At 41.2% G+C, this 20,566-nt stretch carries 24 protein-coding genes; 22 read left to right on the top strand and 2 right to left on the bottom strand.

Annotated features, from left to right (window positions below):
* Both BLR42_RS16450 and BLR42_RS16445 read left to right on the top strand, forming a co-directional pair.
* A partial coding sequence (locus tag BLR42_RS16450; protein ID WP_139165188.1) for an ATP-binding protein occupies positions 1–399 on the top strand: 399 nt, incomplete at its 5' end.
* 185 nt (positions 400–584) lie between these two features.
* Positions 585–1,559 carry a hypothetical protein gene (locus BLR42_RS16445; RefSeq protein ID WP_091871399.1) on the top strand — a complete coding sequence of 325 codons (975 nt, stop codon included), beginning with the start codon at positions 585–587 and terminating at the stop codon, positions 1,557–1,559.
* A 63-nt stretch (positions 1,560–1,622) separates the two neighbouring features.
* Here the strand turns inward: BLR42_RS16445 and BLR42_RS16440 are convergent, their stop codons facing one another.
* Entirely contained in the window at positions 1,623–2,165 is a 543-nt protein-coding gene (locus tag BLR42_RS16440; RefSeq protein ID WP_091871397.1) for a hypothetical protein, read from the bottom strand.
* Between the two features lie 392 nt (positions 2,166–2,557).
* Here BLR42_RS16440 and BLR42_RS16435 point away from each other — a divergent pair, with 392 nt between their 5' ends.
* The 14 genes from BLR42_RS16435 (at position 2,558) to BLR42_RS16370 (ending at position 16,776) form a co-directional block, all read left to right on the top strand.
* The gene (locus tag BLR42_RS16435) at positions 2,558–3,763 is read left to right on the top strand and encodes an AGE family epimerase/isomerase (RefSeq protein ID WP_091871394.1); all 1,206 of its coding nucleotides are present in this window, start codon (positions 2,558–2,560) and stop codon (positions 3,761–3,763) included.
* A complete protein-coding gene (locus tag BLR42_RS16430) occupies positions 3,753–4,925 on the top strand; it encodes a glycoside hydrolase family 130 protein (protein WP_091871392.1) in 1,173 nt (390 codons plus the stop codon). Before BLR42_RS16435 ends, BLR42_RS16430 begins: the two co-directional genes overlap by 11 nt.
* 2 nt (positions 4,926–4,927) lie before the next feature.
* The gene (locus BLR42_RS16425; protein ID WP_026492214.1) at positions 4,928–5,260 is read left to right on the top strand and encodes a helix-turn-helix domain-containing protein; all 333 of its coding nucleotides are present in this window, start codon (positions 4,928–4,930) and stop codon (positions 5,258–5,260) included.
* 131 nt (positions 5,261–5,391) lie between these two features.
* Positions 5,392–6,702 carry an ABC transporter substrate-binding protein gene (locus tag BLR42_RS16420; protein ID WP_170832835.1) on the top strand — a complete coding sequence of 437 codons (1,311 nt, stop codon included), beginning with the start codon at positions 5,392–5,394 and terminating at the stop codon, positions 6,700–6,702.
* A gap of 3 nt (positions 6,703–6,705) precedes the next feature.
* Positions 6,706–7,581, top strand: a complete 876-nt coding sequence (locus tag BLR42_RS16415; RefSeq protein WP_026492212.1) for a carbohydrate ABC transporter permease — start codon at positions 6,706–6,708, stop codon at positions 7,579–7,581.
* Complete coding sequence (locus BLR42_RS16410) at positions 7,574–8,437, top strand: carbohydrate ABC transporter permease (RefSeq protein ID WP_051200961.1); 864 nt, start codon at positions 7,574–7,576, stop codon at positions 8,435–8,437. Before BLR42_RS16415 ends, BLR42_RS16410 begins: the two co-directional genes overlap by 8 nt.
* Before the next feature lie 24 nt (positions 8,438–8,461).
* Positions 8,462–9,949: a cellulase family glycosylhydrolase gene (locus BLR42_RS16405; protein WP_091871386.1), complete on the top strand. Its 1,488-nt coding sequence runs from the start codon at positions 8,462–8,464 to the stop codon at positions 9,947–9,949.
* Positions 9,950–10,025: 76 nt separating this feature from the next.
* Positions 10,026–11,051, top strand: coding sequence for a LacI family DNA-binding transcriptional regulator (locus tag BLR42_RS16400; protein ID WP_091871384.1), 1,026 nt, complete (start codon positions 10,026–10,028; stop codon positions 11,049–11,051).
* A gap of 77 nt (positions 11,052–11,128) precedes the next feature.
* On the top strand, positions 11,129–11,791 hold the full coding sequence (locus tag BLR42_RS16395; protein ID WP_091871381.1) for a GDSL-type esterase/lipase family protein: 663 nt from the start codon (positions 11,129–11,131) through the stop codon (positions 11,789–11,791).
* Between the two features lie 18 nt (positions 11,792–11,809).
* On the top strand, positions 11,810–13,210 hold the full coding sequence (locus BLR42_RS16390; protein ID WP_091871378.1) for an MATE family efflux transporter: 1,401 nt from the start codon (positions 11,810–11,812) through the stop codon (positions 13,208–13,210).
* A 296-nt stretch (positions 13,211–13,506) separates the two neighbouring features.
* Positions 13,507–13,782 (top strand): helix-turn-helix domain-containing protein, encoded by a 276-nt coding sequence (locus BLR42_RS16385; RefSeq protein WP_091871375.1) that lies wholly within the window; start codon positions 13,507–13,509, stop codon positions 13,780–13,782.
* A 34-nt stretch (positions 13,783–13,816) separates the two neighbouring features.
* On the top strand, positions 13,817–14,584 hold the full coding sequence (locus BLR42_RS16380; protein ID WP_091871372.1) for a ZIP family metal transporter: 768 nt from the start codon (positions 13,817–13,819) through the stop codon (positions 14,582–14,584).
* Positions 14,585–14,847: 263 nt separating this feature from the next.
* Positions 14,848–15,300, top strand: a complete 453-nt coding sequence (locus BLR42_RS16375; protein ID WP_091871370.1) for a GNAT family N-acetyltransferase — start codon at positions 14,848–14,850, stop codon at positions 15,298–15,300.
* A gap of 117 nt (positions 15,301–15,417) precedes the next feature.
* Positions 15,418–16,776 (top strand): ATP-binding protein, encoded by a 1,359-nt coding sequence (locus BLR42_RS16370; RefSeq protein WP_091871367.1) that lies wholly within the window; start codon positions 15,418–15,420, stop codon positions 16,774–16,776.
* Positions 16,777–16,902: 126 nt separating this feature from the next.
* Here BLR42_RS16370 and BLR42_RS22915 read toward each other — a convergent pair whose 3' ends face one another.
* Positions 16,903–17,070, bottom strand: coding sequence for a hypothetical protein (locus BLR42_RS22915; RefSeq protein ID WP_022763173.1), 168 nt, complete (start codon positions 17,068–17,070; stop codon positions 16,903–16,905).
* 171 nt (positions 17,071–17,241) lie between these two features.
* Between BLR42_RS22915 and BLR42_RS16365 the strand changes: the two genes are divergently transcribed.
* From BLR42_RS16365 to BLR42_RS16340, 6 genes are all read left to right on the top strand, one after another.
* Positions 17,242–17,613, top strand: a complete 372-nt coding sequence (locus tag BLR42_RS16365; protein ID WP_091871365.1) for a fructosamine kinase family protein — start codon at positions 17,242–17,244, stop codon at positions 17,611–17,613.
* Positions 17,603–17,863 (top strand): fructosamine kinase family protein, encoded by a 261-nt coding sequence (locus tag BLR42_RS16360; protein WP_091871362.1) that lies wholly within the window; start codon positions 17,603–17,605, stop codon positions 17,861–17,863. Before BLR42_RS16365 ends, BLR42_RS16360 begins: the two co-directional genes overlap by 11 nt.
* A gap of 21 nt (positions 17,864–17,884) precedes the next feature.
* A complete protein-coding gene (locus BLR42_RS16355) occupies positions 17,885–18,454 on the top strand; it encodes a hypothetical protein (RefSeq protein ID WP_091871360.1) in 570 nt (189 codons plus the stop codon).
* Between the two features lie 397 nt (positions 18,455–18,851).
* The gene (locus BLR42_RS23980) at positions 18,852–19,256 is read left to right on the top strand and encodes a GNAT family N-acetyltransferase (RefSeq protein WP_330387378.1); all 405 of its coding nucleotides are present in this window, start codon (positions 18,852–18,854) and stop codon (positions 19,254–19,256) included.
* Positions 19,216–19,659 carry a GNAT family N-acetyltransferase gene (locus BLR42_RS23975; protein ID WP_330387377.1) on the top strand — a complete coding sequence of 148 codons (444 nt, stop codon included), beginning with the start codon at positions 19,216–19,218 and terminating at the stop codon, positions 19,657–19,659. Before BLR42_RS23980 ends, BLR42_RS23975 begins: the two co-directional genes overlap by 41 nt.
* Positions 19,660–19,682: 23 nt before the next feature.
* The gene (locus BLR42_RS16340; RefSeq protein WP_091871353.1) at positions 19,683–20,555 is read left to right on the top strand and encodes a GNAT family N-acetyltransferase; all 873 of its coding nucleotides are present in this window, start codon (positions 19,683–19,685) and stop codon (positions 20,553–20,555) included.
* Positions 20,556–20,566 lie beyond the last annotated feature (11 nt).

Raw genomic sequence — 20,566 nt, 5'->3', positions numbered from 1 at the left:
GCAGAAAAGCAGGGATGTACCTTTGAGTGTGAGTTTTCTTACCCTGAGGATAAGAGCATCAGTGCTATGGATATGGCTATTGTACTCAATAACCTTTTAGATAATGCATTGGAAGCGGTGGCATTGGTATCGGAAAAAGAACGATTTATTAAGCTATATGGGACTTCAAAAGATAACTTTTATCTGATAAAAGCAGAAAATTCCTATGATGGAACTGTTATACGGGACAAAGATAGCTCAATAGTTAGCAGGAAAAAGGAAAAAACAGATAATGGGCAGCATGGTATTGGACTAAAAAGTGTAAAAAACATCGCAGAAAAATATCTCGGCGGAGTCAAAGTGGAGACTGATAATAATACTTTTATCGTTACGGTAATGCTGCAGTCAAAAGAAAAATGACTATTCATTACATTAAACTGTCCGTTCGTTACAATCCTATTTAATTGTCTCATTTCATGGACGATACTTGAAATAGCAAAGGAAAAACTACATAGATTAAAGCTACGGAAAGCGCTTTGGTTCGAGGGATCTTTTTTGAACGAAGGTGCTTTTTTGTGCCTCGGCAGTATCTGGAGGAAATATATATGCGAATTGATCAGAGTGAAATAAACAGTACAGCTTCAAGGTATTATGATAAACAGTACGGCCAAACTGGAAAAGGCAGCAACATGGGATTTGTTGGTCTCGTCGATAAAACAACTGAGACTGAAACGACAACCTATGAAGCCAAGGGAACAGTCAAAACTACAGATGGTAGAAGTATTGATGTTGATATGAACGCCTCTATGGAACGATGCAAAGTGTCAGAAGTTTTTGTACCGATGGCTTCTCCGCTAGATGCGCTGTTTGATCCACTTATCATAAATACAGGCGCTGATACTGCAGGGCTAAGTGATAAGAAGTTCAAATTTGACCTGGATGCAGATGGAAAAGAGGATGAGATTTCAACCCTCGGAGAAGGAAGCGGATTTCTGGTGCTGGACAAAAATGAAGATGGCAAGATTAACGATGGAAATGAACTTTTTGGTGTAAAAAGTGGTGATGGATTCAAGGACCTTGCAGAATATGATACAGATAGTAACGGCTGGATAGATGAAAATGATGAGGTTTTTGATCAGCTCAAAGTGTGGTACAAGACTGAAAACGGTGATGAGTTAAAGAGTCTTAAGGATGCAGGCGTCGGAGCGATTTTCCTTGGAGCAGAAGAGACAGAATTCAGAATGGATGGCGCAGATCAGGTTCTTGACGGAAAGATCCGGAAAACAGGCATGTTCCTAAAAGAGAACGGGGGAGCAGGGACTATCCAGCATGTGGATATGGCTATAAAAGGACGCGAGGCTGAGCTTTTATCGGATGAAGAAAAGCTTGATCAGTTAATGGAACAGATAAGAAACCAGAGTACTCAGAATCGACAGAGAAACAATAATAATACTAACGCTCAGAGGAGAGCTCAAAGAGCTGCCAGACAAAAGAAGCAGCTTGAAGAGTATTACAAGAAAAAGGATTATCAGAAGCAGCTAACTGAGAAAGCTATAAAGCGTCGTGAAATGATGCAATAACAGAGTGTAAGGGAAGTTTTATAACAAAGCTAAGGCAATATGCCGCGCTAATCAGGGTATCCCTCAAAATAATAGAGCCCAAAAAGGTGCTACTACAAATGCCAGATAAACCATCCCTGCTACCAAAATGATAGTGGGGATTATTTTTCTTGCCTTACTTTTCATAAAGCTGATGATGTTAAACATTCCTACTGGGAAATAGGGCAAAGTAGAAATCAGTTTAAAAAAATATGGCCCAAGATCCGCGCTGGCCGGAGCTGTCCTTTGTATATACCAGCAAATAACCTCGTGAATGAGGTAGGAAATGCATATTTCAGCAAAGTAAATAAGCGGCATGTTTTGCTTATTCTGTGCCTTAAATAATATTCTGTTTGAAAAAAGAAACGCAGCGAAGGTAATAGCCATGACCAGTAAAATTGCTGCGATCATAAAAATTACAGGGTTTATAAAATCAATCCATATCAGATCAATCGAATTAAACAGAAGTATCACAAGATTGGCATGGACAATTGCGACCAGGCTTGTCTTTAGGGAACGAAGAAGGAGACTATCTTCTTTGCATTTCTGTTGCTTTTCTTCAGTTTCTATATTCTTTGTGGATTCCATATTTTTCCTCATTTTCTTTACTGATTTTTCTAAAATAATCTGTCAAATATTTGTTGGCTAATATTCTTGTGGAGTTGCTACGTGTTCAATTCTTAAATGATTATATCAGAATAACAAGTAAAGCAGGGTTTTAAGCTGATGTTTTCACTATTTGTTAGACTTTTGTTTGGCGCTGCCTGTGTATTAATGGAAGTCATAACAGGTTCCTTTTTTGTTGTGTTTTAACTTAAAATTAAGTTGAAAATATTGACAAATAACTTAAATAATACTACAATCACGCTAAATATTAGGTTAAACAACAAAATATTTAGCTAAATAAAGCTAAATTTACCTAAACCACACATGACCTGATATTAAGCAACATTATTAGTTAAAAGAGAAAGGTATTTGAGATGTTACACAGAATTAAAGACGAACTTATGAATGGCATTATCCCGTTCTGGACTAGCCTTCATGACAGTGAGCATGGCGGTTTCTACGGATACATGGACTATGACCTGAACGTGGACAAAAAGGCAGAGAAGGGCTGCATCCTTAACAGCAGGATAATGTGGTTTTTCTCAAGGGCTTACGTGGAACTGGGGGACGAGAGCCTTCTGAGAGAGGCCAAGCACGCCTATGATTTTCTGAAAAATTACTGTATTGATGAGACCTATGGCGGCATATACTGGTCACTTACCTATGATGGGAAGCCCTTTGATAATACCAAGCATACATACAATCAGGCTTTCGCAATTTACGCTTTGGCTGAATACTATGAAGCCAGTAAGGACGAAGAGGCTCTGAGAATGGCACTGGAAATCTTCGAAATAATCGAGAGTAAATGCAGGGATGAGGAAGGCTACTGCGAAGCCTTTACCAGAGAATTTAATCCGGTTGCAAACCACAAGCTCTCTGAAAACGGAGTGATCGCAGAGAGGACCATGAACACAGCGCTTCACGTCATTGAAGCCTACACACAGCTGTACAAGGTGACAGCCGGCATAGAGGAGCATGAACAGGTAGGCCAGAAGCTTGCGGCGCTTCTTAATATTGTGAGAAGCAAGATATATAACGCTGATAAGAGAAGGCAGGAGGTTTTCTTCGATGGAAAATATAGAAGCCTTCTGGATCTTCACAGCTACGGACACGATATTGAGGCATCCTGGCTGATTGATCGTGCGGTTGAGGTGCTGGGAGAGAATGCGTTAACAAAGGAAGCTCTTGATGACATAAAAAAGATAACACTTGAAATGGCATCGGAAACCTATGAAAAGGCCTATAACGGAAGGTATTTTGTAAATGAATGCGAGAACGGCGTTGTCGATGAGACCGGAATCTGGTGGGTTCAGGCCGAGGCCATGGTAGGCTTTGTGAATGCGTTTATGAAAACCGAGGACACCAGATATCTTAAAGGCGCAGAGACCTTATGGGATTTTGTGGAGGAGTCTCTGATAGATAAAAGAGAAGGCTCAGAGTGGTTTTGGGAGGTCAGTCCTGACGGTACACCTTCAAAGAAACCCATAGTTGAGCCCTGGAAATGCCCGTATCACAACGGAAGAATGTGTTTTGAACTTATGAAAATACTTGGATGGAGGAGAGAAAACAATGATACATGAAAACTACTATGTGGAACTTGAGAAGCAAAATAAGCTGATAGAGCTAAAGAACAATAAGTCCGACTTTTATAATGGCTTATTTGACCGATATGTGAATCCCGTGCTTACCAGGGATCATGCGCCTATCACCTGGAGATATGATGTGGTAAAGGAATCAAACCCTTATTTCATGGAAAGACTTGGAATAAATGCAGTGATGAATTCCGGCGCGATCTATCTTGATGGAAAGTACTATCTGATCGCCAGAATTGAGGGAAATGACAGAAAGTCTTTCTTTGGAGTTGCTGAGAGCAGCACCGGAGTAGATGGCTTCAGATTCTGGGATTATCCGATACTTCTTGAGGATGTCTGCCCGGAGGAGACCAATGTATACGATATGAGACTCACCAAGCATGAAGATGGATACATATACGGAGTATTTTGCTCAGAAAGTAAGGATAAAGCTTCTTCAGACCTTTCAGCGGCTGTGGCTGCTGCGGGGATTGTCAGAACCAAGGACCTTAAGAGCTGGGAGAGGCTTCCAAATCTTGTGACACTTAATTCCCCTCAGCAGAGAAACGTGGTGCTGCATCCTGAGTTTGTAAATGGCAAATACGCTTTTTACACAAGGCCCATGGACGATTTCATTGAAACAGGAAGTGGCGGCGGAATCGGCTTTGGCTTGTGTGACGACATAACTCATGCTGTTATAGACGAAGAGAAGATGACCAGTCTCAGGAAATATCACACTATCACAGAGGCTAAAAACGGTGCCGGCGCAACCCCGATAAAGACAGACAGGGGCTGGATTCATATTGCACATGGAGTAAGAAATACCGCAGCTGGACTTAGATATGTCATCTATGCATTCGCAACGGACCTTAATGACCCGTCTAAGGTGATCGCTGAGCCCTCCGGACTTTTAATCGGACCGAGAGGCGAGGAAAGAGTCGGAGATGTGTCAAATGTGGTATTCACAAACGGCGCCATAGTCAATGAAAAGGGTGAAGTTTTCATCTATTATGCGTCATCCGATACAAGGATGCATGTTGCCACAACAACTGTGAACAAGCTTATTGACTACGTTTTCAACACACCGGAGGATCCGGGCAGATCAGTTCTTTGCGTAAGACAGAGATGTGATCTCATCAGGAAAAATCTGGAAGCGTTACATCAGGAGTAAGAATGAAGACATATATATCCAAAATAGAGATGGCCCAGAGCTATATAAGGACCAACTATGAAAAGTCTCTTTCCCTTATGAATGTGGCTGCGTTAGTTGACCTTAATCCATCATATTTCAGCAACCTATTTAAGCTCAAATCCGGAATGAAATTCTCAGATTATGTGTTTGAGGTAAGGATGGAGCGGGCTATTGAACTTTTGAAGGATCCAAGGCTCAAGGTCTATGAAATAGGAAATGCCGTGGGCTATGAGGATGCACCCAGCTTTGGCCGGGCTTTTAGGAAGAAATTCCACATGTCTCCAAATGAATACAGGAATTTTGCACATAGCTAAAGATATGCACATAAATCCAAAATGGTGCTATTTAAAAACAAAGTAAAATTAACTATCATAATACCAACAGTTGCAACTAAATTTAGGTAAATAATTAAACAATCAAGAATGAGAAGCATTGGAGGGTTATGATGAAAAAGCTAATAGCACTTGGCCTTACAGCGGCCATGTCATTAAGTACACTGGCAGGATGCGCCAGCGAGAAGAATGAAGAAATCGGAGTAACTGAGGCCGGTAATACAGCTACAGAGAGCGAAACAGCAAACAGTACCGGAGAAGTTGCAAAGCCTGAGCTTACAGGCAAAATCGTGGTAGCAAGTAACAGAACTGATCTGGAAGAGGATCTTGCCGCCTACGCTGCTAAGTTCATGGAGGAGAATCCCGGAACTACAGTAGAGTTTGAGACCATCAAGGAATACGACGATGTGATTCCTACAAGAATTGCCGGTGGTGAAGCACCGGACCTGTTCTATGTGGTTGATCCTATTAACCAGGATACTTATGCAGATTATTTCCTGCCTATAGATGATCTCGATTTTACTGCTGACGACATACTTTTCTATGAAAATGGCCGCGGCTCGGACGGTAATCTCTATGTTCTTCCGCTGACAGTTTCCTACTGTGGAATGATCTACAACAAGGTGGCTTTTAAAAACGCAGGAATTGAGAACGTTCCCAAGACTGTGGATGAATTCTATGAAGACTGCGACAAGCTCAAGGAAGCAGGAATTACACCTGTGGGAACAGCTTTTAAGGATATCTGGCCGATTTATGCATGGTGCGGATGGGGCGAAGTAAACCTGACAGCAGGTGATGAGCGCGGTGAGAACAAATACGCAGAGCAGGATGAAATCTACGATGACGTAATGCTCGATTCCATGAATATTGTAAGAAATCTCTACAAGAAGGGTGAGCTGGAGGAAGACATTATGTCAGCTAACTGGGATCAGTTCAAGCTTGATCTGGCTCAGGGCAGAGTAGCAATGCATTATTCAGAGACATGGCTCCCTGAACAGTTTGTAGAGCTTGGCGCAAATGCTGAGGATATCGGAATGTTCCCCTTCCCCGGAGCTAAGAATATCAAGGCCGGATCAGGAAAACAGTGGGGAATTTCAAAGGATACAGAGTCTCCCGAGCTTGCAAAGGCATTCCTTTCCTATATGCTTAATAACCCCGTTTCAGATGCAGATATTCCTTCAAACAAGAATATCGCTGTAGAGGATCCCTTTGTTGCAGAACTTCTTAGCTACGGTGTGGAGCCCCTTTCACCTATTTTAGGAAACGCTGCGTTCAGTAACATCAGAAATGCAATTGAGCTCGATGGCCAGCAGTTCTTCCTTACATACGTTATGGAGGAAGATGATGCCAAGGCACAGCAGCTTGTGGATGATTGGAATGCAAAGTGGGCAGCGGAGCGTCCTAACTGGGTAGAAGGAAATTAAGAGATGAGTTCAAAAGCAAAAGACAGAATTATAATTGTGGGATTTTTATTCATCCCAATGATTTTGCTGGCATTATTTTCATATTATCCCCTGGCTAAGCTTATACAGCTTAGCTTCACGGACTGGAACGGAATGAGCCCGAATCTGAAGTACATCGGGACGAGAAATTATAAGGATATTCTCGGACAAAAAGAGCTGTTCAGCACCTTTTCCAACAATATGGCTTATGTACTTACTGCGATTTTGCAGCAGTTCGCGGGTTTATTCCTGGCAGTTCTCCTCAACAGCAACATCAGAATGAAAACCACCTTCAGGGCAGTCCTTTTCATGCCATATATTATAAACGGTGTGGCTGTAGCCTTCATGTTCAATTATATGTATGACTACAGCAATTCACCGGTAAACCTCATCCTGGAGGCACTGGGGATAAATGCGGTACATTTTATCAGCACTTCATACATGACGAATTTTGCTTTGTCCTTCATTAGTTTTTGGAAATATGTAGGGTATACCATGGTAATCTACGTGGCTGCCCTACAGTCCATCCCCAGTGAAGTGTTTGAAGCAGCGAGGATAGATGGTGCGGGATTCTTCGGAACTCTTGCATATATCACTTTTCCTAATATAAAAAGTATGCTCAAGGTATCGCTCCTTCTTAGCTTGAATGGAGCGCTTCAGGTGTACTTTGAGCCCTTCCTCATTACGAAGGGCGGCCCTAACGGAAGAACCGCAACATTTATCAGTAAGTCGCTTGAGCTTGCATATAATTACCGCAAGTATGGAAAAGCCGCAGCCATGGGTGTGATACTGCTTATGATCATCATGCTCCTGGTGCTGGTTCAGAGAGTGTTATTAAAAGAGGATAAAGAAAATGCATAAGATAAAAATGAAAGATATTCCATCCTCTCCCTTTATTGTAAATAATAAGCTGGGCAGATTTTTCATATATCTGCTTCTGAGTATTGGCGTAATAGGCGTGTTCGCACCGCTTTTCATCATACTTAACGTATCCCTTAAATCGAATGATGAGTACATGATGAAGGGTGTCTACTCGATCCCTGAAAATCTGTTTAATGTTCAGAATTACATTAGAGCCTTCAATGAAGGAAACTTTGTCACAGGTTTTATAAACACCGGGATTCTGGTGGTTATAAGCGTACCGCTTGCCATTTTATTCGGAACCATGGTTGCATACATACTTTCAAGATATGACTTCAAGTGCAAAATGATAGTATATATGGCATTCCTGGTGCCGACCTTCATTCCCGGAATGACAGTAACAATAGCGACTTTTCAGATCATCAAAGCCCTTGGACTCTATAATTCGTTGCTTGCCGGAATCATCCTGTACATAGGAACGGATATCATGCAGATTTATATTTTCATTCAGTTTATAAATCAGATTCCGAAGGCTCTTGATGAAAGTGCGAGGATAGATGGCGCAAGCAGGATTCAGATCTACTATAAGATCATTCTTCCACAGCTTAAGCCGGCGATCGCAACGACAGTCATACTAAAAATGCTTGGAATTTACAATGATTTCTTTACACCGTATATGTATATGCCCAAGGTAAAAACTGCGGCTACAGGCTTATATTCGTTCTCCGGAGATAAGCTTGCTGAATGGCCACTTATGTCTGCAGCAATAATACTTGTAGCTGTACCGACGATAATCATATATGTTTTCCTCCAAAAATACATAATCAGCGGCGTAACAGACGGAGCTGTCAAATAACAACAAGGATATGGAGGATGATTGGTGAAAAGTGTATTTGAAAATTTTATAACCAGAAGTGGTACAAGGCTTATGGATGGGGATAAAGAGCTTAAGTTTGTTTCGCTCAACTATCCCCAGGCCACAAGCGATAAGCCCTGGGAGCAGAGAAACGCTATTAAGACTATAAAAACCATGGGCGGAAATGTAACAAGAAGCTATGTAATCCCTGTTTTTAACGGACATAATGATGAATGGGCCTACGTAAAGGGAGTGGATGAAAACGGAAAGCTCCAGTTCAATGAAGATGCGCTTAACGAGCTCGACAATCTTCTTGCTGTCTGCAACGAATATGGAATCAGACTGATCATTCCTTTCGTGGATCATTGGCACTGGGTAGGCGGCATGGAGAGCTATGTCTGGCTCGCAGGATTATCAGAGGGTGAGTCACCCATAAGAGGCACCTTCTATCAGTGGGCGTGGAAATTCTACACTGAAGAAAAGCCAAGAGATCTGTTTAAGCAGATGATAGCCCATGTGCTTGAAAGAGAAAATTCCGTAACAGGAATTAAGTACAAGGATGATAAGGCTATCCTTTGCTGGGAGACAGGAAATGAGCTCGGCGGCAATCCGGAATGTCAGGATTTACATGATGAAGAGCTGTCTGAGTGGACAAAAGACATAATTAGTTTTATCAAGTGTTTAGACAGTAATCACCTGGTTCTTGACGGCAGAATGTCCACTACAAAAAGAAGCAGAGGTGCCGAGAACCCCGCAGATATTCTGGGAGCACACTATTATGAAGGCGACTTTGCAAAAAGGTGTGCAGATGAAACGGAGCTAGTTCATGAAGAAGCCGGAAAGCCCTATATTCTCGGGGAATTTGGGACCTATATTAAAGCAGATCCCTGCATCAAGGTATTTGAGCAGGCGCGCATACATCATGCGAACGGAGTAATGATGTGGAGCCTTAGAGCCCATAAGGATGGCTTTGGCTTCTATTTTCATGATGAGGATGGATATTGGGCTTCCTATCACTGGCCGGGATTTCCCGCAGGCGATTATTATGGTGAAACAGAGATCGTCAGAAGTATTTATGCCTATGCACAGATAGCAAATGGTAAGGCAGATACTTATGAAGAAGCAAGGCTGATACCGATACCTGGGCCTGAAACTGAAGAAGCACCGGTTTTATACGAGGACAGCTTTGCAAATGGGAATGTGGCAGATATCAAATGGCGAGGAGTTGTTGGAGGCGCCTACTATGAGATTCAAAGAGCGAATGGAAGAGTAAGCGAAAACGCAGATGAATTCGGTTGGACAACAGTAGCCGGCGAAAAGGAATACGTTTTTGATTCCGGAAAAAACATTGAAGTTGACGGTGTGGACTGTATAAATTGCATTCCCGGCTTTAATGATATTACCGCGGTTGATGGCCAGACTTATTCCTATAGATTAAGGGCTTGCAATGAAAGCGGTAAAGGCGTCTGGTCAAATATAATTACTGTGGAAAATGTATGCCATAAAATTTAAGCTAATTTATTGACTAAATTAATCAATTGTTTTATATTTTAGCTAAACAGAACATGAATTTATAAGGAGTCAGATAATGGCAAAGTCAGTTAAATTAGCGGACATAGCCGAAAAAGTGGGCGTAAGCGTTGTAACAGTCTCAAAGGCGTTGTCAGGACAAAAGGGTGTAAGCGAGCAGATGCGAGAAAAGATAATTAAGCTTGCTGACGAGCTCGGCTACAAGCAGCCCTCGGCCTCTGCAAAGGAGACTAGTGAAGGCGCAGGCTACAATATTGGTATTCTTATTCATGAGAAGCATTTCAGCAAGTACAATTCCTTCTATCTGCAGATGTATCAGATGCTGTCAGCCAAGATTTCAGATATGCAGAGCTACAGCATGCTGGAGGTCATCACCTACAATATGGAGGATGAGCTGATACTGTCCAATATGCTTCGTGAGAAGAGGGTGTCTTCGCTTATTCTGCTTGGCGAATTTTCAAAGGAATACTGCGCTTTTCTTAAGAAAAATGTATCTGTTCCCACGGTTTATCTCGATTTTAACGATGAGAACCAGGAGATGCAGTCCGTAATATCGGACAGTTTTTATGGATCCTATTATCTGACAAACTATTTATTCGAAAAAGGACATACAGACATCGCATTTGTGGGATCGCTTTTACAAACTGCATCAATAACTGACCGATATCTTGGATATCTTAAGGCCATGATGGAGCACGGAATTACTCCCGGAAAAGACCGGATTATAGAGGATAGAGACAAGGATACAGGTATTATTTTTGAAGCGCACAAGTTTAAGCTCCCTTCAAAAATGCCCACAGCCTTCGTATGTAACTGCGATCTGACTGCGGGCGAGCTTATCAAAAAGCTGGAGGAGAAGGGCTATAATGTTCCGGATGATATCTCCGTGGTTGGATATGATAATTTTATATTCCCGGGCGTTTGCGATGTGAAAATAACTACCTATGAAGTAGACATGAAGCAGATGGTCGACAGAACGATTTCTATTGTAGAAAGCCTACTTCAGGGCAAAACTGTTGATCAGCATGTTCATATAGTTACCGGACATATCGTGGAAAAAGAGAGTGTGAAATCCATAAAGTAAAGATGAAAACAGACTGTATCTATATTATTGGCAGTCTGTTTTTATTCATTTTGTAATAGAAAAACAGGAGGATAAAAATGTCAGGAGAAAAGGATAACGCAAAGGATTTTTTTCAAAAAGAGAAGGATGACAAGGTTATAAGATACAGGCATCTTAATAAATTCGTGAAAAAGGGTGAGATACTTTTTACAGGTTCATCACTGATGGAGCAGTTTCCTATACAGGAGATCATGCTAAATCACGGAATGAACAAAATAATTTATAACAGGGGAATAGGCGGATACACTATCCCTGAGATGCTTAAGGCATTGGATGAACAGATTTTTGCTCTTGAACCTTCAAAAATTTTTATTAATATAGGTACTAATGATATAAGCATACCTGAAAAAACTAAGGAAAAGCTGATTTCTGATTATAGGGAGGCTCTTAACAATATCAAGAAGAGACTTCCCGATGCTGAAGTTTTCATGATGGCATATTATCCCGTAAATGATGCGGTCGCCGCAAATGAGGCCTGGCCGGGTGCTCTTAAGGCAGTGCAGCTTCGTATGGAGAGACTTGATGAAGCCAACAAGGCAGTGGAAGAGCTGGCTAAGGAGTTTGGGTATAATTATATCGATGTAAACGATGGTCTGACAGATGAAAATGGCAGAACCAAGGAGGAGTATTCGATTGATGGCATTCATATGTGGAGTGATGCATACGAGGTCATCTTCGAAAACATGAAGAAATATCTATAATGGCAGGCAAATTGGGAAATGAAACAGATTGATTTTAAAAACGGCAGAACTTTGAACATTATTCTGGCAACAGCGCTTCCGATGCTGGTTGCACAGATTCTGAACCTTTTATATAACATCGTGGACAGGATTTATATCGCCAGAATTCCGCTGATCGGAACGGCGGCTCTTGGAGCAGTGGGACTGTGCTTCCCCATAGTTATTCTGGTCACGGCTTTTACAAATATGTACGGAAGTGGCGGCGCTCCGCTTTTCTCAATGGCTAGAGGAAAGGGCGAAAAGGAAGAGGCCGCAGCTATTCAGAACACTTCATTTTTTCTGCTGATTGCAACATCTGTGCCACTTTTCCTGATTGGAGAGTTTTTCGGAGAGCCGATTCTGAGGCTGTTTGGAGCATCAAGCGAGGCTCTGGTTTACGCCCTGCCTTATCTTAGGATTTACATGATCGGAACGGCGTTTTCGATGATCGCCACCGGCATGAATCCTTTCATAAATGCCCAGGGATTTTCACTTGTAGGAATGACAACTGTTATTGTTGGCGCAGCGGCCAATATTGTCCTTGATCCCATTTTTATTTTTGCGCTTGGTATGGGAATTGAAGGCGCTGCGATTGCTACTGTAATATCTCAGGCACTTTCCGCAGCGTATGTTCTTAAATTCATTTTCGGAAAAAAGATAAGCATTCCTGTAAGCATTCTGAGGTTCGATCAGGTAATGCGAAGCGGCGCAAGAATCCTCAATATCGTAGGTCTTGGAATGGCCGCATTTATGATGCAGTTTACAAATGCGCTTGTGCAGATATGCTGCAACAATGTTCTGGCAGACGTGGGCGGAGACATCTACATCTCCATCATGACAATCGTAAACAGCGCAAGGCAGATGATTGAAACGCCAATCATTGCTATAACAGAGGGCTCATCCCCTGTAATAAGCTTCAACTTCGGTGCGAGAAGATATGACAGGGTAAAGAAGGCCATTTTGCTGATGTTTATTCTGGACTTTGGCTATTCTGTAATCGTATGGCTTTTCATAAGGACTTTCCCTGCGAAGGTCATCGGAATATTCAGCTCTGACACTACGATTCTTATGGATGCTGTACCTGCGTTTAACCTGTATTTCTCGACCTTCATTTTCATGACGTTCCAGCATACAGGCCAGGTTGTGTTCAAATCTCTTGGACGAAAAGGGCATGCGATATTCTTTTCATTGTTCAGAAAGGCTGTTATCGTGGTTTCTCTGACCTACGCACTGCCTTACATTTTCCACCTGGGAACGGACGGAGTGTTTGCTGCGGAGCCTGTAAGTAACGTTGTGGGTGGAATGGCATGCTTTATAACCATGCTGTTTACAGCGAGAAAAATGCTTAGTGAAGATAAGGGGAACTTAAATGGCTACAAGAAAACGGAAAAGGCTTTCTAAAGATATCAAAGAATACATACATGATGATGAGGCGCTCAAGGCGTTTTTTTGAGAAGCTATATCAGTGTGAAGGAAGACCTGCATAATAGTATTGATTTAATTCTAAAAGAGCTTTAATATATCACTATATATTGTATGCAATCTAATAGAACTAAGCACAAAAAGCAGGAAGCCTTTGTCAGAGACAGTGAGTTATATTTGATGATGGTTATTTTGTTGCTTTTGCTGGGCTCTTAATGAAGGGCGTCAGGAATTGAATAATATCATACTTGCTATTAAGAGCTGTGGCTTTTGTCATGGCTCTTTTTTTGTATTATGCCTGTGCTAAGGAAGTGGTGAGGCAGTACAGGAAGCCACTTGAAAAACTTGGTCTTACATATACACAGTATATAGTTATGATGGTACTATGGAAGCATGGAGACATGACAGAAGAAGGGAAAGCATTAAAGGATAAAGCACTTAAAGTGCCCTCGGAAATGGAAAGATTTTTAAAACTACCTAATGAGGACATCACTCATTTAAAAAGAATTCTGGACAGGGCAGTAGGTCTGATGTGGCCTGATAAGACTTAAATATGACATTAATAAAGGAAAGGAGCTACAAGATATGTGGAATATAATCATCATTCCATTCCTGGGAACAGCGCTTGGCGCTGCCAGTGTATTTTTGTTTAAAAAAGAAATGAGCCAGCAGATGCAACGTGCGCTGACAGGCTTTGCTTCGGGGGTGATGGTGTCCGCATCTTTTTTCAGCCTCCTGCTTCCTGCACTTGATCAGACTACGGAAATGGGAAAGCTTGGGTTTCTTCCTGTATCTGTAGGATTTGGGATAGGAATGCTTTTCCTTCTGGTAATGGATATGGTGACGCCTCACATGCATTTGGATAAAAATGAGGAAGGTCCAAAGAGCGGGCTCAAGAGAACAACAAAGCTTGTCCTGGCTGTCACTCTCCATAATCTTCCTGAAGGAATGGCAGTAGGAATAGTATGTGCTGGCTGGCTTTACGGAAACAGCACGATCTCTTTTACAGGAGCTCTGGCGCTGGCAATCGGTATTGCTATACAGAACTTTCCAGAGGGAGCAATTGTTTCAATGCCGCTTTTAGGTGAGGGTGTTCCTAAGGGAAAGACGTTTTTTTATGGCGTTTTGTCCGGAATTGTTGAACCCATAGGTGCGCTTTTGGTCATTGCTGCATCAGGATTTTTTATTCCGCTGATGCCATATCTTTTGAGTTTTGCTGCAGGAGCTATGATATATGTTGTAGTAGAGGAACTCATTCCTGAAATGTCCGAGGGTGAGCATTCAAATATCGGAACAATCTCTTTTGCCGTGGGATTCATACTCATGATGGCTTTGGATGTAGGATTAGGGTGAAGAGGGTGGCAGCTGTATAGATGGAGCGATACAACGAGGATAAATTGAATCATATGGGCTCTAAAGCAGATGCTTTGGGGCTCTTTTTATGTATAATAGGGATTGAGAATCTAAAATTTATCTCCAATTTGACGATGGGGTTGATCTGGACGAGGAATGCGAACAGCCTGTAATAAGATGGATTTGTAAAAAGGCGTAAAGGGAAAGTAGACGGATATGATTAAAAAGGTGACTAACACACCACATAAAAGAGGGGGACAGAGATGATCAGAGCTGCGAGGGAGACAGACTTTGGTTCTGTAAAAAACATAACGCAAACAACTATATGGTCAGTTTACCCCAAGTACTATCCGAGCGGAGCGGTGCAGTTTTTCAGTGACCACCATTCAGATGACAGAATCAAAGCGGACATCGATGCCGGAAAAGTATTTCTTCTTGAAGTAGATGGTAATGGGGTTGGAACTGTCACCGTTTCAGATAATGAGATAAACAGGTTGTTTGTTCTTCCTGATTTTCAACGGAAGGGATATGGTAGAGAACTGATGGATTTTGCTGAAGAAATGATAAGAAGGGAGCATGACCATATTATTCTTGATGCATCACTACCGGCTAAACAGCTATATCTCAAACGTGGTTATGTAGCCACAAAATATAACATGATTGAAACAGAAAACGGAGATTATTTGTGCTTTGACGTTATGGAGAAACATCTGTGATGGACAAATGTAGCACAAATACATTGCGTATAAGAGTGAAAATATGATAATATTAGTCTGCGCACTGCGGTATATATCGCAAAATAATACCTTGCGTATTATTGACAAGGAGTGGCTATGGAAATTAAAAGAAATATCTATTATAAGATAGCTGAGTGGAAGAAAGAAACAAATGGGACAAAGGCATTACTGATCGAAGGAGCAAGACGAATCGGAAAATCAACAGTCGCTGAAGAATTCGCTCAGAATGAGTATAAGTCCTATATTCTAATCGATATTAATAAGGCAAAAAAAAAGATAAAAGATGCCTTTGAATCTCTTGATGATCTGGATATTTTCTTTCAGACGCTGACGCTTGAATACAACACTAGGCTGTACCCCAGAGAATCACTGATAATTTTTGATGAAATACAGAAATATCCAAAGGCCAGGGAGGCAATTAAGTATCTTGTAGCCGACGGAAGATATGACTACATCGAGACAGGCTCACTGATATCGATCAAAGAGAATGTTGAGAATATAACAATTCCATCAGAAGAACGAAAAATGCAGATGTATCCGGTGAATTTTGAGGAATTCATGGTTTACATGGGCGAAGAAATACTTCTTGATCATATAAGGGAGTGCTTTGAGAAAAGTCAGCCTCTTGATAGGCAGATGCATAATAAAGCTATGCGTTTATTTATGGAGTATATGCTTGTTGGAGGAATGCCGCAGGCGATAGTCGCATTCAAGCAAAATGGAAGAGATTTTCATGCTGCCGATATAGAAAAGAGGGATATCCTTGCACTCTATGAAGATGATATCAAAAAGGCAGCAAAGAAATATAAATCAAAGGTCTCAGCTATCTTTGATAATATTCCGGGCTTTTTGTCAACGCACGAAAAAAGGGTTGTTTTAAGTGAAGTGGATCGTAATAATGGAACCTTTGACCGCTATGATGAGCCCTTGTTCTGGCTTGGCGATTCCATGATATGTAATCTTTGCTACAAATGTAATGATCCAAATGTTGGTCTGGCATTAAATAAAAATGAATCCTATGTAAAATGTTATATGGGAGATACAGGATTATTGGTCAGCCATGCATTCAGTGAGAATGAAATCATGGATGAACAGCTTTATAAGCAGATAATGGATGGGAAACTGTCACTTAATCAGGGAATGATCTATGAGAATATGATAGCGCAGATGATTACAGCATCAGGTCGTAAGCTTTTCTTTTACACAAGATATAGCGAGAAAAAACATAGGAATGATATTGAGATAGATTTCATCATCTCGAACGAGAGCAAGACTAAGTTCAAAATCAGCCCTATAGAAGTAAAATCATCGAAAAATTATACGACATCATCGCTTGGAACATTCAAAGAACTCTTTAAGAAAAGAATAGATAAGCAGATAATAGTGCACCCTAAGGGCTATTCAGAAGCGGATGGAGTTATAAAGATACCTCCATATATGATGCACCTAATATAAACAACAGTTCTAAACGCAGTAGCTGAATAGCGTGAAATTCGAGAATGCTAAAGATCCTGAATCCTGGAAAAACTTGGATTACACACCTAATGCTGAAATTGTTGTCCCCTGGCTTGATAAGTATTCTTAAATAAAGAAGAACTGGGCACAAACGAACGCTGCCGCTGCAACTAGTACTGCTCCGGCAGTTATAACTTTATTTCTGAGTGTTGCCACGTCTGTGTATCTTCCGTTGCATTCTACGGTATCAATGATATTAGGATCGTTTTTGTCAAATTGAATAATTTTCCCCATATCAGCACCTCCATATACAAATAACACATATACTTTTGATTTTGAAAATAATAGTCTCAAAATGTGACCAAATTGCGACGCATATATAAAAACTTTATAAAAAACGTTTAAGTTAGCATTAAATCGTATGTTAGACTATATAGAGAGGAATGAACGAAAAAAGTAAATAGAATGGAAATAAACAAAACAACAAAGTGCAATTCATTAAAAGAGGCTGTCTCACAAGTGTATGGAAAGGATGTGGCTATAGAGAAAAAGCAGACAGTACATGGTGGGGATGCCAATGATGCTTATAAGCTGTTTCTTTCCAATGGGGAGGCTCTTTTCCTTAAAGTAAATACTATATCGAATGCTGATTTCTTTAGAGCGGAAGCGGAAGGAATTGATGCGATAAGGGCTACTCATGCCATCAGGGTTCCTCAGATTCATGCAATTGGAACGGATAATGGGTATTCCTTTCTTTTAATGGAATATATAGACAGAGCCGGAGCAACCGTCTCTTTTGCACGGAGATCTGTGGTCAGGGAACTTTATGTCGGATGAAAATGGTCAGCCGATGCTTATTGATCCTGCGGTATATGTCGGCTGTAATGAGGCTGATATTGCTATGACAGAGCTCTTTGGAGGCTTTGATAGCAGGTTTTACATGGCATATTTTGAAGCGATGGGCACTGTCCCGGGATATGAGGAGAGGCGTGATCTGTACAATCTCTATCACCTGACAAATCATCTTAATCTGTTTGGAAGCGCATATTTGTCAGCTGTGGTGAGGACGATTGAAAGGTATAGCTAGATGGGTTACGGGGGTGACCGGATGAATATTAAGTCGTTATCTATATTTATGATATCTGCTATGATGTGTGGTCTGCTTACGAGTTGCGGGAAAACGGGAAATGATGAAGTTGTCACAGAGCCCGTAGAGATTGAAGAGGATGTATTGCCTCTTGAAGCAGTGGAAGATCCTCTTGAAGCAACAGAAGATCCTCTGGGGAAGACAGAAGAACCCCAGGAGATTTCAAAAGAGCTTCAGCATGACCTTAACATTTTTTTGTCTAATTTTTCAGAGCAGGGGTATAACTGCGCTGGCTACGATCCTGCGGAATGGGCACATTTTACTCTGGAGTGGAAAATCTTAAATGATCCATCCGGTCTGAAATATGAGAATGATCGCACCTGGATTGACCAGAGTAGCGTAAATAATATAGAATACGAGGATTACGGCGTAAGTACTACATATTATTCTCTTACTGCTGCTGAAGCTGATAAGCTTGCCGATGAGGGCAGGATAATACCTAAAGCGACAGGCGTTGCAATCATAGATGATGTGGTCTCAAATGGCTATGGTGACAGCTATTGGCTTGACGACTATAACATATTAGAATGAACTAAATTATAAATAAGAAAAATAAGTGTGTAACAGGTTCAAATAAGTGTATTTGGGCCTGTTTCCTTATAAGCATTATAGGATAAATGTATATTGGCTTTTCGTTAGACAAAAACTATCTTTTATATGTTCCATATTTAGTTGGTGGCTGGTCGCCGACCATTGCCTCATACATTGTCTTAAAGAAAAATGACAGGGTGAAAAGCTTTAAGGAATGGATGAAAAATATTTTTGATTTTAAACATGGGTTAACGTCATATTTTCTTGTGATAATTTTGTCTGTCTTGTATGTATTACCGCAATGTATCGTAACCGGTTATCAGAAAGGCGCCCCAATATACGCACTTATACTACTGATACCAATGATGATATTCGGAGGGGGATTAGAAGAGGCCGGATGGCGCTACATTCTTCAACCGGAACTGGAAGAAAGATTTTCATAATGGTATATGAATTGGATGATAGATTAAAAGCAAATCATCTTTTTGAGGGATGGAAAGAGACCCTGATATATTCCTGTCTGCAGAATGTAATGGGAAAAATTTTTGTTACTGATTTAGATGCTCCGAAGTCTGCGATGGCTTATGTTGGATGCTTTGCTTTTTATGCGGGAGAGCACAGTAAGGAGCTTGTTATGACCAAGCCGGATGGCTTTGTTATCATGATACCCCAAAACGAAAAATGGGAAGCATGTATTGAAGATTGCTTTTCGGATGCTAAGAAGGTTACCAGATATGCCATAAAGAAGGACACACAGTTTGATGAATTTTTTTTTGCGCAGTCTGATAAAAGATATTCCTGAGGGATATGAGCTAAAAGAGATTGATGATAGAATTTATGATATGTGTCTGCCGGATCCGGTGACGCGTGATTTTGTATCGTCTTTTGAAAGCAAAGAGAAATTTTTGGAGATCGGGAGAGGCATGGTAATTATGAAATCCGGCCAGATTGTAGCCGGGGCATCCTCATATACAAGGTACAAAGAAGGCATAGAGATAGAGGTTGACACTGTAGAGGCGGAGCGCAGAAAAGGTCTTGCGACGATTGCGTGTGCTGCTCTGATTTTAAGATGTCTTGAAGAAGGACTATATCCAAGCTGGGATGCGCAGAATATGAATTCGGTTCATCTCGCGGAAAAGCTGGGGTATGAATTTGATCACGAGTATACGGCATATGAGGTATCTCGTGAAGGACGGACACACTGAGAGAAAGTATAGGAGGAGGGAAAATGGGGCATAGAATTAGGATGGCAATTCCGGAAGATGAGCAGAAAATTCGTGAATTGTTTATAGAGATGCTTCAGACAATTTATCATACAGAAGATGTGGAGGGCTACGAATCCGGCTTTTTGGATCGATATTGGATAAATGGTGAAGATCGTATTTTGGTGGCAGAGGATGAAGCTGTTGTGGCGTATTTATCAATTGAAGTTCACCATGAGCCGGAAGCAGATTATATATATCTTGATGACTTATCTGTTACAGAAAGCTATCGGGGTCTTGGAATCGGAAGTGCACTAATCCATGAAGCAGAGGCCTATGCAAAAGAAATTGGTATACAGCACATTCTTTTTCATGTTGAAAAATCTAATACCAAAGCATTTCGATTATATGAAAGGCTTGGCTATAAAGTTTTCCGTGATGACGGCAACAGATATATGATGAAAAAAGCTGAGATTAATATCTCGGAAGAACGCATTACTGCAGAGGAATATATTGATTTTTTGAAGAGAACTGATTTGGGGTCACAATATCCAAAGGAGCGTTTTGAAGAACGAATCAGGAAGCTTGTTAAGAATGTTTCCATCAGTCTGATTGCACGTAATGATGAAGGTATGATTGTGGGAGCTTTGTTTGGACTTACGGATTTCTGTTATTGGCTGTACGTGACAGACCTTGGGGTGGACAGGGATTATGTGCGGCAAGGCATTGCAAGCAGACTCATGAAGACTGCACATGAAATTGCCGGTGGTGAAAAGGATATTGCGGTATATCTGATTGCCAATGAAGATGCTGTAGGTTTTTATGAGAAGATCGGCATGAAAAGGGCTGACGATGTAATGCAATACAACCACATAGAGTGGACGGAATGGACAGTATGAGGAAAGCGGTT

It is taken from the genome of Butyrivibrio sp. INlla16 (assembly GCF_900104155.1).
Lineage (GTDB): Bacteria > Bacillota > Clostridia > Lachnospirales > Lachnospiraceae > Butyrivibrio.
The sequence above is the reverse complement of the archived record's forward strand: the minus strand, read 5'-3'. Positions and strand labels throughout refer to the sequence as shown.

Bases quoted from the DNA above. Each gene is read 5' to 3' on its own strand.
- BLR42_RS16395 (WP_091871381.1), top strand. From the start codon at position 11,129: ATGTCAGGAGAAAAGGATAACGCAAAGGATTTTTTTCAAAAAGAGAAG.
- BLR42_RS16445 (WP_091871399.1), top strand. From the start codon at position 585: ATGCGAATTGATCAGAGTGAAATAAACAGTACAGCTTCAAGGTATTAT.
- BLR42_RS16415 (WP_026492212.1), top strand. From the start codon at position 6,706: ATGAGTTCAAAAGCAAAAGACAGAATTATAATTGTGGGATTTTTATTC.
- BLR42_RS16365 (WP_091871365.1), top strand. From the start codon at position 17,242: ATGGAAATAAACAAAACAACAAAGTGCAATTCATTAAAAGAGGCTGTC.
- BLR42_RS16390 (WP_091871378.1), top strand. From the start codon at position 11,810: ATGAAACAGATTGATTTTAAAAACGGCAGAACTTTGAACATTATTCTG.
- BLR42_RS22915 (WP_022763173.1), bottom strand. From the start codon at position 17,070: ATGGGGAAAATTATTCAATTTGACAAAAACGATCCTAATATCATTGAT.
- BLR42_RS16385 (WP_091871375.1), top strand. From the start codon at position 13,507: ATGGCTCTTTTTTTGTATTATGCCTGTGCTAAGGAAGTGGTGAGGCAG.
- BLR42_RS16360 (WP_091871362.1), top strand. From the start codon at position 17,603: ATGTCGGATGAAAATGGTCAGCCGATGCTTATTGATCCTGCGGTATAT.
- BLR42_RS16430 (WP_091871392.1), top strand. From the start codon at position 3,753: ATGATACATGAAAACTACTATGTGGAACTTGAGAAGCAAAATAAGCTG.
- BLR42_RS16355 (WP_091871360.1), top strand. From the start codon at position 17,885: ATGAATATTAAGTCGTTATCTATATTTATGATATCTGCTATGATGTGT.
- BLR42_RS16370 (WP_091871367.1), top strand. From the start codon at position 15,418: ATGGAAATTAAAAGAAATATCTATTATAAGATAGCTGAGTGGAAGAAA.
- BLR42_RS23980 (WP_330387378.1), top strand. From the start codon at position 18,852: ATGGCGCTACATTCTTCAACCGGAACTGGAAGAAAGATTTTCATAATG.
- BLR42_RS16440 (WP_091871397.1), bottom strand. From the start codon at position 2,165: ATGGAATCCACAAAGAATATAGAAACTGAAGAAAAGCAACAGAAATGC.
- BLR42_RS16400 (WP_091871384.1), top strand. From the start codon at position 10,026: ATGGCAAAGTCAGTTAAATTAGCGGACATAGCCGAAAAAGTGGGCGTA.
- BLR42_RS16380 (WP_091871372.1), top strand. From the start codon at position 13,817: ATGTGGAATATAATCATCATTCCATTCCTGGGAACAGCGCTTGGCGCT.
- BLR42_RS16410 (WP_051200961.1), top strand. From the start codon at position 7,574: ATGCATAAGATAAAAATGAAAGATATTCCATCCTCTCCCTTTATTGTA.
- BLR42_RS16425 (WP_026492214.1), top strand. From the start codon at position 4,928: ATGAAGACATATATATCCAAAATAGAGATGGCCCAGAGCTATATAAGG.
- BLR42_RS16340 (WP_091871353.1), top strand. From the start codon at position 19,683: ATGGGGCATAGAATTAGGATGGCAATTCCGGAAGATGAGCAGAAAATT.
- BLR42_RS16420 (WP_170832835.1), top strand. From the start codon at position 5,392: ATGAAAAAGCTAATAGCACTTGGCCTTACAGCGGCCATGTCATTAAGT.
- BLR42_RS16435 (WP_091871394.1), top strand. From the start codon at position 2,558: ATGTTACACAGAATTAAAGACGAACTTATGAATGGCATTATCCCGTTC.
- BLR42_RS23975 (WP_330387377.1), top strand. From the start codon at position 19,216: ATGAATTTTTTTTTGCGCAGTCTGATAAAAGATATTCCTGAGGGATAT.
- BLR42_RS16375 (WP_091871370.1), top strand. From the start codon at position 14,848: ATGATCAGAGCTGCGAGGGAGACAGACTTTGGTTCTGTAAAAAACATA.